This is a genomic window from Azospirillum sp. A29, assembly GCF_042604625.1.
Taxonomy (GTDB): domain Bacteria; phylum Pseudomonadota; class Alphaproteobacteria; order Azospirillales; family Azospirillaceae; genus Azospirillum; species Azospirillum palustre.
This window is the reverse complement of sequence record NZ_CP170466.1, coordinates 166,657-179,287: the sequence shown is the minus strand read 5'-3', so window position 1 is coordinate 179,287 and position 12,631 is coordinate 166,657. Positions and strand designations below refer to the sequence as shown.

Below are 12,631 nucleotides of genomic sequence, written 5' to 3'. Positions count from 1 at the left end.
TCGGACAAGATGATCGGATGCGACCGTGACGAACAAGAGCGGCAAGCCCCTGCGCCTGGATGCGGCGACCGAACGGCTGGCGGCCCGGATGTGGCGCGAATGGGTGCGTCCCTATCGCGGCAAGCTGCTGATGTCCTTCGTGCTGATGGCGGTGGTGGCGGCGACCACCGGCGCCTATCCGCTGCTGATCGACCGGTCCTATGCCATGTTCTCCGCCCAGGACCGCGGTATGCTGCTGGCGATCCCGCTCGCCATCGTGGCGGTGACGATCATCAAGGGCGTGTCGCTTTATTCCCAGACGGTGGTGACCAGCGACATCGTCCAGCGCATCATCGCCGATGTCCGGCTGGCGATGTTCACGCACCTGCAAACTGCCGACATGGCGCAGCTTCACGCCACCCCCACCGGGTCGCTGACCTCGCGCTTCATCAACGATGTCGATCTGATCCGCAACGCGCTGACCCGGACGTTGACCGGGCTGGTGCGCGACATCCTGACGGTGATCGCGCTGGTCGGGTCGATGTTCTATCTAGACTGGCTGCTGTCGCTGATCGTCTTCATCATCTATCCCATCGCCGCCGTTCCCATCGTGCGGATCGGCAAGCGTCTGCGCCGCGTCTCCCGCGATACCCAGGCGCAGATGGGCGACATGACCTCGCTGCTGACCGAAAGCCTGTCGGGCGCGCGCATGGTCAAGACCTACAACCTCGAAGACTATGAGCGCGCCCGCGCCGGCCGCGCCTTCCACGAGAACTACCTGCTGACGATGAAGGCGGTGCGCGCCCGGTCGCGCATCGACCCGATGATGGAGGTGCTGGGCGGCGTCGCGGTTGCTGGCGTGATCGCCTTCGCCGGCTATCGCATGACGATGGGCGAAGGGTCGGTCGGGGCCTTCTCCGGCTTCGTCGGCGCGCTGCTGATGGCGGCTCAGCCGGTGCGCGCCATCGGCACGCTGAACGCCGCCTTGCAGGAAGGGCTTGCCGCCGCCCAGCGCATCTTCGAACTGCTGGACCAGCAGCCGATCATCGTCGAGCAGCCGGGCGCCAAACCGCTCTCCGTCTCGACGGGTGCCGTCGCGCTGCGCGGCGTCCGCTTCTCCTATGAGGCCGGGGCCGACACGCTGAAGGGCATCGACCTTGACGTGCCGGCCGGCAGCACGGTGGCGCTGGTCGGGCGCAGCGGCGCCGGCAAATCGACGGTCTTCAACCTGATCCCCCGCCTCTACGACGTGACGGGGGGCGAGGTGCTGATCGACGGCCAGGATGTCCGCGGCGCCACCCTGCGCAGCCTGCGCGGTGCCGTGTCCATCGTCAGCCAGGACACCGTGCTGTTCAACGATACCGTGCGGGCGAACATCTGCTTCGGCCGGCTCGATGCCGGGATGGACGACGTGATCGCCGCCGCTAGGGCGGCCGCCGCGCACGACTTCGTGTCGAAGCTGCCCGAGGGCTACGACACGGTGATCGGCGACCGCGGCGTGAAGCTGTCGGGCGGCGAGCGCCAGCGTCTGGCGCTGGCCCGCGCCTTCCTGAAGGACGCGCCGATCCTGCTGCTGGACGAGGCGACCAGCGCGTTGGACAGCGAATCGGAACGTCTGGTGCAGGCCGCCCTGGAACGGCTGACGGCGGGTCGCACCACGCTGGTGATCGCCCACCGTCTGGCGACGGTGCGCAATGCCGACCGGATTGTGGTGATGGAAGGCGGGCGCATCATCGAACAGGGCCCGCACGACGCGCTTCTGGCCGCCGACGGGGCCTATGCCCGGCTGTGCCGGCTGCAATTCGGCGAAGACGAGGTGCGGGCGGGGGCCTGAGGCCTCCCGCCCACCGCTCACTCACTCTGCCGGGAATACCATCGCGCGTTCGGCCGCCATCGCGGCGGACAGCTCTTCGCCGACACGAACGTCCACATGGCCGGGCAGGCGCGCATGGACCTCCGAGCCGGCCAAATCCAGGCACACCCGCGTCGCCGGCCCAAGGAAGCTGGAGTGGCGCACCCGCACGGGGACTGCATCGGGCCGGGTGCCCGGCGGGAGCAGTTCGAGATCCTCGACCCGGCAGGCGACCTCGACCTTCGTTCCGCCCGGCAGGCCGGGGGCCATGATCCGGCCGAGCGGCGTGACGATCTGCCCGTCGCGCACCGTCGCTTCGAACCGGTTCACCTCGCCGAACAGACGGGCGACGAAGCTGTTGGCCGGGCGCTGATAGAGCGTCACCGGCGTGTCGGCCTGGACGATGCGCCCGGCCTCCAGCACCACCACGCGGTTGCCCATCTCCATCGCCTCTTCCGGGTCGTGGGTGACGACGACGGTGGCGATGCCGCTGGCGCGGATGATCCGCACCACCTCCTCCCGCACCGAACGGCGGAGCTGCTCGTCCAGTGCAGAGAACGGCTCGTCCAGCAGCAGGACCTTGGGGTCGCGCGCCATGGCGCGGGCCAGCGCCACCCGCTGCTGCTGACCGCCCGACAGGGTGTGCGGGTAGGAGTCGGCATAGCGGGTCAGCGCCATCGTCTCCAGCAACTCGTCCACCCGGCGCCGGCGTTCGGCGCGCGGACGGTCGATCTGGCCGAAGGCGATATTGCCCGCCACCGTCAGGTGCGGGAACAGCGCAAAGTCCTGGAACATCATGCCGACCGGCCGCTTTTCCGGCGGCAGCGACCGGCCCGCGGTGGCGAGCACCTGCCCGTCCACCGCGATCTCGCCCTTCTGAACCGCCTCAAGTCCACTGATCAGGCGCAGCAAGGTCGACTTGCCGCAACCGGACGGGCCGACGATGCACACCACCTCGCGCGGGGCAACCGACAGCGATACGCCGTCGACCGCCGTCACGCCGCTGTCGGCGCGACCGTAGCGGTGGGTGATGCCGGAGAGGACGACCGACGGGGAAAGGGCTTCTGTCATCTTACTTCCAGCCGGCACGGTCCATGATGCGCAGTGCCTGCGGCGTGTGGGCGGCGAAGGAGGCGGCGTTCACCTCGGCCGCCTTGAAGCTGCCGAGTTTCACCAGTTCCGGATGCGGCTGAACCGCGGGGTTGACCGGATATTCCATGTTGCCGTCGGCGAACTGGCGCTGCGCCTCCGGGCTCAGCAGATATTCCAGCAGCTTGCGGGCGTTATCCTGGTTCTTGGAGGTCTTCACCACGCCGGCGCCGCTCAGGTTCACATGGGTGCCACGGTTGCCCTGGTTGGGGAAGATCACGCCGATCCTGGACGCGACCTCACGGTCCTCCTGCTTGGCCGAGGTGATCATCTTGCCGACATAATAGGTGTTGGCAATGGCCAGATCGCCTTCGCCGACCGCGACCGCCTTGATCTGGTCGGTATCGCCGCCCTGCGGCGGACGGGCGAGATTGGCGACGAGGCCCTTGACCCACTCCTCCGTCTTCTCCTCGCCCAACGCTTCGATCATCGAGGCGGTCAGGGCGAGGCTGTAAGGATGGGTGCCGCTGCGGGTCAGCACGCGATGCTTCCACTCCGGCTTGGCGAGGTCCTCGTAATCCTTGATCTGCTCCGGTTTCACCCGGTCACGGGCATAGACGACGATGCGGGCACGGCTGGACAGGCCCCACCAAGCGCCGTTCGGGTCGCGCAGGTTGGCCGGGACCTTGATCGCATCGAGCTGCGGCGAGGTGACGGAGGCGAGCAGCCCTTCCTTGGCGGCAGCGGCCAGACGACCGGCATCGACGGTGATGAACAGATCGGCCGGGCTGCTGGCGCCTTCCGACTTCATGCGCTGGATCAGCTCATCATGGTTGCCTTCAATAATGTTGACCTTGATACCGGTCGACTTCGTGAAGGTTTCATAGATCGCACGGTCGGTATTGTAATGCCTGGAATTGTAGACATTGACTTCCTGTGCCTGGACGGAAAAGGCGGTCAAGGCACCGACAGCAAAAGCGACCCCAGCGATCTTATCGATGAACATCCATCACTCCCGGACTGCGAATGGCTCTCAATTTCATGAGAATGGATATCAGTTGCAGGCTTCGCTGTCGAGACGGGATTTATCCTGGGGAGCGTCGATCGCACGGCGCGGTGCGAGCCTGCCCGTCACATAGGGCCGCTCTCAAATCGGTCGGTCCGATGATCTATGGTGAGGCACCGGACAATCCCGGAAACCGCAAGGAAGGGTCTGGATCGGGCGACTGAGGCGGTGGCGTCCAAATTTCAGGAGCGGACCGACGGACAATCGCCCTTGGGACGCCGGGACTGGGCGGATATCGGCGCCTGCCCAATCAGCGGGCGACGCTTCCCATCGACAATATGTAAAGCCGCCCGACAAGTGGGCGCAGGTCAGCGCAAAGTTTTATGTGGAGCGTGATCGTTTCAGATCGCGCTCCACAACATTACCGGTGCTCGTCCTAGCCCCCTTCCCATCGGGAAGAGGGACATCGGGATCAATCGTCCGCGTACGGATTCTTGCCCTTGCGCAGAAGCAGGCGCACCGGCACGCCGGGCATGTCGAAGCTCTCGCGCAGATGCGTCGTCAGGTAACGCTGGTAGCTTTCCGGCAGGTCCAGCGGCTTGTTGACGAAGAGCGCGAAGGTCGGCGGACGGGTCTTCACCTGGGTAACGTAGCGGATCTTCACCCGGCGGCCCTCCACCAGAGGCGGCGGATGGTGGTCCAGAACGCCTTCGATCCAGCGGTTAAGCTGGGCGGTCGGGATGCGGCGGTTCCAGACCGTGTAGGTCTCCAGCACGCCGTCCAGCAGCGTGTCGAGCTTATGACCCTTCAGCGCCGAGATGGTGACGACCTTCACACCCTTGATGTAGCCGAGCGTCGCCTCCAGCTTGTCCTCGACCTGGCGCAGCGCCATGGCACGGTCGTCCACCGTGTCCCACTTGTTGATGGCGATCACCAGGGCGCGGCCCTCGGAGATCACCAGACGAGCGATGGTCAGGTCCTGCTTGTCGAGAATGGCGGCGGCATCGACGACCAGCACCACGACATTCGCCATGCGGATGACGCGCAGGCTGTCGGCGACCGCCAGCTTCTCCACCTTCTCGTCGACGCGGGCGCGGCGGCGCATGCCGGCGGTGTCGACCAGCTTGAAGCGGCGGTCGCGCCATTCCCAGTCGACGGCGATGGCATCGCGGGTCATGCCGGCCTCGGGGCCGGTCAGCACGCGCTCCTCGCCGAGCAGGCTGTTGAGCAGGGTCGATTTGCCGACGTTTGGACGGCCGACGATGGCGATCTGGATCGGCTTGCTGCGGTCCTCCTCCGGCTCCGGCTGGTCGCCGATGGGGATGGAGGGGTCGAAGCCGTCGTCCTTGTCCTCTGTGTCGCCGGAGTCCTCCGGCGGGGCGTAGGGCAGCAACGCCTCGACCAGATCGGCCATGCCCTCGCCATGCTCGGCGGACAACGGGATCGGGTCGCCCAGGCCGAGTTCGTAGGATTCGAACATGCCGGGCTGGCTGGCCTTGCCCTCGGTCTTGTTGGCGACCAGCAGGACCGGGGTCTTGCCACGGCGCAGCAGGTTGGCGAAATGGCGGTCCAGCGGCGTGATGCCGGCACGGGCGTCGATGATGAACAGCGCGACGTCGGCACGGGCCAGAGCCTGCTCGGTCTGGCGGCGCATGCGCGCCTCCAGGCTGTCGTCGGTCACATCCTCCAGACCGGCGGTATCGACCACCGTGAAGGACAGGCCGCCGACATGGGCCGGGGCCGAGCGCCAGTCACGGGTGACGCCCGGCGTATCGTCCACCAGGGCCAGCTTCTTGCCGGCCAGACGGTTGAAGAGGGTCGATTTGCCGACATTCGGCCGACCGACGAGGACCACGGTGAACGACATGGGGCCAAAGGCCTTTCACAACAGACGGAGGAAATCCGCGATCAGCGGAACGCGACGAGCGTTCCGTTGTCGCACAGCACATAGAGAGTGTTGTTGGCAACGACCGGAGACAAGTAGGAACCGGTTGGCAGCGAACGGGTCACCTCGACCTTGCCGTCGGACGGCGACAGGCCGAGCAGCTGGCCGTTGGAACCGGCGACCCACAGGCGGCTGCCCGCCATCACCGGGCCGGACCAAACGATCGGACCGGACCTGTCCTCCGGATCCTGGAAGCGGGCGAGCGGTGCCACCCAACGGACCTTGCCGTTCTGGCGGGCGACCGCGACCACTTCCTGGTCGTTGGTGACGGTGAACAGGTAATCGCCGGCCAGCCAGGGGGTCTGGACGCCGCCGATCTCCGTTTCCCAGATGCGGGCGCCGATGCGCTCGTCGATGGCGACCATGCGGCCGGAATGGCCGATGGCATAGACGGCGCCGCGGTCGACCACCGGCAGGCCGCGGATGTCGGCCAGATTGCTCAGCGCACCGCTGCGGCGGATGTTGGCGAGGCTGTCCTGCCAAGCCACACGGCCGTTTTCCGGACGCAGGCCGAACAGCTCACCCGAGGAATAGGGGGAGACGACCAGCGTGCCGGTCGCGGCCGGGCTGGCGGCGCCGAGCAGGCCGGCGGTCTCCAGGATGCCCTGCTGCGACCACTGCACCGCACCGTCGTCGGTGGACAGCGCGATGGTCTGGTTGTCCAGCGTGATGACCAGCACACGGCCGCCGGCGACCGTCGGCGCACCGCGGACCGGGCCGGCGATGCGCTTGCGCCACAGCACCTTGCCGCTGCCGGCGTCGAACGCCAGCACCTCGGCGAAGCCGGTGGCGGCGTAGATACGGCCGTCGGCATAGGCGACGCCGCCGCCGGTGGCGCCGCCGCGCTCGTTCTCCGGACGGGTGTCGAACCGCCACAGCGACTGGCCGCTGCGCTCGTTCAGCGCGGTGACGTGCGAATCGGCATCCATCGCGAAGATGCGGCCGTCGGCGATCACCGGCGTGCCGAGCAGCGCCCGCGAGCTGCTGGACCCGGCGCCGATGTCGGCGCGCCACGCGTCGGACGGGCTTGCCGACAAGGCGAGGTTGCCCAGCACATGGTCCGGCGTGCCGCCCGGCTGCGCCCAGGCCGCGTTGGCGACCGGCGGCGGCACGGTGACGGCGGTGGCGGCGAGCTGGGCGTCCGGCTCCACCTTGCGCTCGCGCTGGAGCACGGCGACCCGCTTGCCCGGCAGGGGCGGATCGGGCGTCTTCCCCATCCAGCTGTCGATGGTGTCGCAGCCGGCGAGCAGGACGGTCAGCAGCGATGCCGACAGCAGCGCGGCGCGGCGGATCGAACCGGCCATTGCGGTCTTCTCGGTCTTGGTCTTCATGGCCCGGGTCAGCCCTTGCCGTAGAGGGAGGCGAGATCGGCGGCACGGCCGCGCACGCCCGACGGCGCCTGCTGGTCATCCGCCAGTTGCTTGTAGAGCGTGCGCGCCTTCTCGGTGTCGCCGGCACGGGCGGCCAGCATCGCAGTCAGCTCGCGCGCCGAGAAGCGCCAAGGGCTGGCGTCGGCGGTCAACGGCTGCAGCTTCGCGGTCAGCTGCGCCGGGTCGCCACTGTCGGCACGCTGCATCACCCCCATCAGGGTGGCGAGGTCGCGGTACTGCGCAGGCACGGAGGCGTTGCCGGCGATCCCGTCATAGACGGTCGCGGCGTCAGCGCCCTTGCCCTGGCGGATCATCAGCGCCGCGGCGTTGAACTGGGCGATGGCGGCGAGGCTGGGATCGGCGGAGCCGGCGAATGCGGCAAGCGCGTCGACACCTTTCTCCGGCCCCTGGCCGCTCTGCGAGATGGCGGTGACGAGGGCGGCGGTCTGCTCCTGCTTCTTCTGTGCCTGCCAATGGCGCCAGAAGCTGTAGCCGCCGGTGCCGGCGACGACCAGGACGGCCGCGGCGATCATGGCGCCGCCATACTTCTTGAACAGGTGCTCCGCGCGGTCCCGGCGCAGATCCTCGTCGACTTCGCGGAAAATATCGCTCATGGCGCTGCGGTGGCGTCCTTGCGGTGGCGGCTTCGCGCACGGCCCGGATGGCGGCGCGGGTCAGGCGGAACCCAGCCGGCCGGCAATCCGGACGGATGATTCCACAAGATCAAGAGGGGCGGATAGCATCGGGCAACCCACCCGGTCAAGAGGCAGGCTGTTTCGCGGTGGGGGGATGTGGTCGCAGGCAAAAGAAAATGGGCCGCGGAGGTCATGCCCCGCAGCCCAGTCCCACGACCCGGACCTGCCCCGGATCAGTCGATTCTCATTGGAAAGCTTCGGTGCGGCTTACGCCGACGCAATCCAGACGGCTCACGCCGACATGGCGGCAGCCGCGATGACGGCCTGGGTGCGGTTCTTGACGCCCAGCGACTTGAAGATGGCGGTGACGTGGATCTTCACCGTGCCTTCCGACAGGCCCAACTCATAGGCAATCTGCTTGTTGGACTTGCCGAGACGCAGGCATTCCAGCACTTCGCGCTGGCGCTGGGTCAGGCCGTAGCCGGCGTTGCGGTCGGACATGTCGACGGTCCGGCGGCGCGGGGCGGCGTCCATGCTGGCGGTCAGGGCGCCCGGCGGCAGGTAGATGCCGCCCGAGAACACGAGGTTCAGGGCGCCCATCATCACCTTCACGCTGCTCGACTTCGGGATGTAGCCGGTCGCGCCATGATCAAGCGCGCCGCGGATGTCGCCCAGCGCTTCCGACGCGGAGATCACAACCACCGGGACACCCGGCTGCAGAGCCTGGATCTCGCGCAGGCCGTCGAAGCCCGGCCAGTTCGGCATATGCAGATCCATCAGGATGATGTCGAAGGTACCGCTGGTGCGGCATTGCTCCAGAACCTCGTCGAAGGTGCCGGCCTCCACGAAGCTGGCATCGCCCTGCAGTTGTTCCAGCAGACGCCGCAGGCCTTCGCGGAACAGCAGATGGTCGTCCCCGATCAGAATCTTCATGGTCCCCGTCATCCTCGCTCGCCGGCCCTTGCCGGTGCCGTCCGCTTCGCGGACGACCGCCCGTCAGGGCTTGTTGTCAATCTCGCCCGGTGCGCCCCCGCGGCACCCGGGTCACCGATTTCATGCCGCTTGCACGGCTTGGTGGCCGATTTCTGCTGCGGCCCCGTTCGGGCATCGGCCGGAAGGCTGTCTGCCGTTGTGGGGCTGTTCTTCTCTGTGTTGAGTATCTGATACCACGATCGGAAGGGGCTCTGTATCCCGACAAGGGCCATAGGTCATTCGAAGCCGCCACCCTCCTTCGAGGCACCGTTCGTCATGCGACCGGCAAGAAACGGCTCTGCCTAAGGTCATAGAGTCTATTGCGCCCGCGAATAGAGTTATCGCGCACATCCATTGGATTCCTTCAATCCGGACGGGTTCATTCAAAAAGAGTCCTGGTGTCTCCATTAGCGACGGGAATTTTTCTGGAACCTTGCCATCTTTGCGGCGTTCGTGTGGCAGGGATGCGGCTAATCCCGATTCGAGCACGCAATAGAGGAGGGAAAAGCCGTTGCAAAACCGAAAGGATAACCCTGAAGGATGCCTGTACCAACGCGCATTCCCGTGTGACCCGGCCAGCACACATCATTCCATAGGTGTTACCGTTTCGAAACCTGAGGCGACCAACAAGGAGACGGGAAGCGATCTTGGCTGATCATCCATCGCCTGATTTACGAAGAGCACCAATCATTTCTAAATCACGCGGTGCGAACAGGACTTTCCGAACCCCGACAAGGAGGGAGTCTGCGGTCCGCACGGAAATACTTTCATCCCCGCAATATTCCTCAACGACGTGACCCAATCCATGACGTGCCTGGGCCAACCGGCCGGTTCCTCCTCAACCCTTAGACGCAGGCGGCAATGCCCTGAGCCGGGCCGGCCGTGGATGCCTCCTCCAGACAGAGCTGACCCATGCACACACACCATGAGTACGCCCATGAGAAAGCATCTCACCAGACCCGCAACGCGGTGACTCCCATGCATGTCTGCCTGATCCTCGATAACAACGCGCTGACCGAGAACGTGGTCCAGCAGCTCGACCGGGGCGGCCGCCATCGCGTCACGGTCCTGCACGACATCGGGGAACTGACCCAGAGCGCACTGACGCCGGATGCGATCCTGATCGGGTTGCAGCAGTTCACCGCGTTGCGCGAAAATGAACCGATGGTCTATCTGCGGCTGTCGCGCCGCTCGCGGATCGTCGTCGTGCTGTCTTCCCGCGAGTTGCTGGACGCCGCCCATATCCTGGCCTTCGCCGACGCCTGGGTGTTCGAGGATCTGAACGTCGACCGCATCAACGAGCTGCTCGACCTCGGGCTGGAAGGCCATTGCCTGATGCCCAAGCAGTTCCTGTCCCGCCTGGGCGTGGACGAGATCCGGCTGACGCTGCTGCCGCGCCTGTCCGATCCGGAGTTCGAGACGCTGCGCCTGCTGGGCGAGGGCATGAACAACCGGACCATCGCCAACGCGCTGGACCTGTCGGAAGCGGTCATCAAGTCGATGGTGCGCAGCGTGCTGTCCAAGCTGCATTTCCGCAACCGCACGGAAGCGGGCGTCTTCGCCGCCCGCCAGCAGGGCGCCCTGGAACAGGCGCGGACCGGGATGACCCCGCCACACGTCCACGCCGCCGTTCGCCGGGCCGGGGTCTGACCAACCCCGAAACTGGGATCGGAACCGCGCCGGAACCCTCAGGGATCCGCGCGGTCCGTCACCGCTCCCCGGCCGGGCCCCATCCGGACAGCAGGGATCAGGCCGTCAGGCGGCGTCCGGCCATCGCCTCTTCGAATCGGTCGAAGCGGGCTTCGAAGGCCTGCCGGTCGATCTCGGACGGCCGGAAGCGGATGCGCACCACCCCCTCCTCCCGGTTGAAAGCCTCGAAGGGCATGGCCACGCCCAGGCTGTCGAACAGCAGGGTGCCGCGGGCGCCGACCGCGTCGGCCTCGGCAAGCGCCGCGCCGTGGCGAGAAATGTCGAGCAGCCGGACGGTCAAACGGCCCTCCGGCCCCTCCACGGTGCAGGGCGCCTCGACGCGGTAGCGCGGCAGGCTGCGGCGGTCGACATCGTCGGTCGCCGTGCGCACGGCGCGGACCAGCACATGCATCAGCTCGTCGATGCTGTGGGTCACCTCCGACGCGCCGGCGCGCAGCACGTCGGCCCGCTCCTCCGTCACCTTGGCCTCGCGCGACACCTCGTCGATGCGGGTCGACACATCGGTTGCGGCACCGGCGGTCTGGGCGACGTTGCGCGAAATCTCCTGGGTTGCTGACGCCTGCTGCTCCACCGCGGCGGCGACCGTGCCGGAAATGGCGTCGATCTCGCCGATGGTGCGGCTGATGTCGCGCACCTCCTCCACGCTACGGGCGGTGACCGACTGGATCTCGGCGATCAGGCGCGAAATCTCCTCGGTCGACCGCGAGGTCTGGTTGGCGAGGTTCTTCACCTCTCCCGCCACGACGGCGAAGCCCTTGCCCGCCTCCCCTGCCCGCGCCGCCTCGATGGTAGCGTTCAGCGCCAGCAGGTTGGTCTGAGCGGCAATGCCCTGGATCAGTTCCGCCACATCGCCGATGCGGCCGACGGCCGAGGACAGCGACTCGATGGTGGCCTCGGTCCGGTCGCTGGCGGCGACAGCCGCACGCGTGACGCCGACAGCATGGCCGACCTGGGTGCCGATCTCCTCGATAGAAGCGGAAAGCTGCTCCGCGGCCGACAACACCGCCTGGGCGTTGCTGAGCGCCTGGGCCGCCGCGGCAGCGACATTCTGGGCGTTGGCGCCGACAAGCCCGGCCGATTTCGCCATGGCGCCGGCATTGTGGTCCATCTCCTGGGTTCGGGCGGCGACCCGCTCCACCGCATGGCGGCTTTCCAGCTCCACCGTGTCGGCCATCGATTGCAGGGCCCTGCGCTTCTGCGCCTCCCCCTCGACGCGCTGGCGCTCCTGTTCGGCACGCAGGCGTTCGGCCTCGGCCATGCCGTCACGGAAGACGAGGACGGAGCGCGACATGGCACCGATCTCGTCCAGACGCTCGGCGCCCGCCACCCTGGCGGTCAGGTCGCCCGACGACAGGGCGGTCATCACATGGCTGAGCTGGCTCAGCGGGCGCAGCAGCCGGCGCGACACCAGATAGCCCGGAACCGCCAGCACGACAGCGCACAGCACCACCAGCATGGTGGCGAAGCGCATGCTGTCGTCGAAGGTCTTGAACATCTCCGCCTTCTTGATGCCGACATAGAGGATGCCGACCGGGTTGCCGGATGCATCCTTGATCGGGTCATAGGCGGCATAGTAGGGCTCGCCCAGGATCTCGACCATGCCGCGGAAGGGCGCGCCCCGGCGCAGCACCGAATCGTAGGCCGGCCCCTGCGCCAGCGTCGTGCCGACGGCACGGCTGCCGTCGGCGGCGGTGACGTTGGTGGCAATCCGGCGGTCGCCCAGGAACAGGGTGGCGGTGCCGCCGGTGATGCGCTTGATCTTGTCGACCGCCAGATTGTTGTCGTTCATCACGACACCGTCCAGCAGCAGCTTCCCGTCGGCGACGGAGAATCGGCCCCCGCGCTCCTGCAACGACGACCACGCGATGTCCATGCTGAGACGCTGCATCTCGATCGCCTGCCGTTCCAGATCGCGGACGATCACCTGTCCGATGGCGAACAGGATCGCAGTGCTGAGGACCAGCATGCCGACAAGATTCAACATGGTGACTTTCGTGGAAATCGAAAGCCGGCCGACGAAGGAGCGCAGGGCGTCCATGAGTGCCATCCACCAGAAAAACATATTGCAGATGC

Annotated in this window: 9 protein-coding genes; 2 read left to right on the top strand and 7 right to left on the bottom strand. The window is 67.0% G+C overall.

Translation table 11 applies throughout. The annotated features are described in order from the left end of the window. The first annotated feature begins 25 nt into the window (after positions 1 to 25). Positions 26 to 1,813, top strand: a complete 1,788-nt coding sequence (locus ABNQ38_RS15695) for an ABC transporter ATP-binding protein (protein ID WP_377809214.1) — start codon at positions 26 to 28, stop codon at positions 1,811 to 1,813. Positions 1,814 to 1,834: 21 nt separating this feature from the next. Here ABNQ38_RS15695 and ABNQ38_RS15690 read toward each other — a convergent pair whose 3' ends face one another. The 6 genes from ABNQ38_RS15690 to ABNQ38_RS15665 all read right to left on the bottom strand — a co-directional run bounded on the left by ABNQ38_RS15690 (position 1,835) and on the right by ABNQ38_RS15665 (position 8,809). Further along, positions 1,835 to 2,902 (bottom strand): ABC transporter ATP-binding protein, encoded by a 1,068-nt coding sequence (locus ABNQ38_RS15690; RefSeq protein ID WP_377809213.1) that lies wholly within the window; start codon positions 2,900 to 2,902, stop codon positions 1,835 to 1,837. Position 2,903: 1 nt separating this feature from the next. Continuing rightward, positions 2,904 to 3,926, bottom strand: coding sequence for a Fe(3+) ABC transporter substrate-binding protein (locus ABNQ38_RS15685; RefSeq protein ID WP_377809212.1), 1,023 nt, complete (start codon positions 3,924 to 3,926; stop codon positions 2,904 to 2,906). A 472-nt stretch (positions 3,927 to 4,398) separates the two neighbouring features. After that, positions 4,399 to 5,793 carry a ribosome biogenesis GTPase Der gene (der, locus tag ABNQ38_RS15680; protein ID WP_377809211.1) on the bottom strand — a complete coding sequence of 465 codons (1,395 nt, stop codon included), beginning with the start codon at positions 5,791 to 5,793 and terminating at the stop codon, positions 4,399 to 4,401. Between the two features lie 41 nt (positions 5,794 to 5,834). Continuing rightward, positions 5,835 to 7,202: a PQQ-binding-like beta-propeller repeat protein gene (locus tag ABNQ38_RS15675; RefSeq protein ID WP_377809210.1), complete on the bottom strand. Its 1,368-nt coding sequence runs from the start codon at positions 7,200 to 7,202 to the stop codon at positions 5,835 to 5,837. An 8-nt stretch (positions 7,203 to 7,210) separates the two neighbouring features. Further along, positions 7,211 to 7,855 carry a tetratricopeptide repeat protein gene (locus tag ABNQ38_RS15670; protein WP_377809209.1) on the bottom strand — a complete coding sequence of 215 codons (645 nt, stop codon included), beginning with the start codon at positions 7,853 to 7,855 and terminating at the stop codon, positions 7,211 to 7,213. A 312-nt stretch (positions 7,856 to 8,167) separates the two neighbouring features. Continuing rightward, complete coding sequence (locus tag ABNQ38_RS15665; RefSeq protein ID WP_098739653.1) at positions 8,168 to 8,809, bottom strand: response regulator transcription factor; 642 nt, start codon at positions 8,807 to 8,809, stop codon at positions 8,168 to 8,170. Between the two features lie 951 nt (positions 8,810 to 9,760). On the opposite strand from ABNQ38_RS15665, the gene ABNQ38_RS15660 reads away from it, so the two are divergent. Continuing rightward, positions 9,761 to 10,498 (top strand): LuxR C-terminal-related transcriptional regulator, encoded by a 738-nt coding sequence (locus ABNQ38_RS15660; RefSeq protein ID WP_244592786.1) that lies wholly within the window; start codon positions 9,761 to 9,763, stop codon positions 10,496 to 10,498. Positions 10,499 to 10,595: 97 nt separating this feature from the next. On the opposite strand, the gene ABNQ38_RS15655 is transcribed toward ABNQ38_RS15660, so the two are convergent. After that, the gene (locus ABNQ38_RS15655) at positions 10,596 to 12,542 is read right to left on the bottom strand and encodes a methyl-accepting chemotaxis protein (RefSeq protein ID WP_377809208.1); all 1,947 of its coding nucleotides are present in this window, start codon (positions 12,540 to 12,542) and stop codon (positions 10,596 to 10,598) included. Between the last annotated feature and the right edge of the window lie 89 nt (positions 12,543 to 12,631).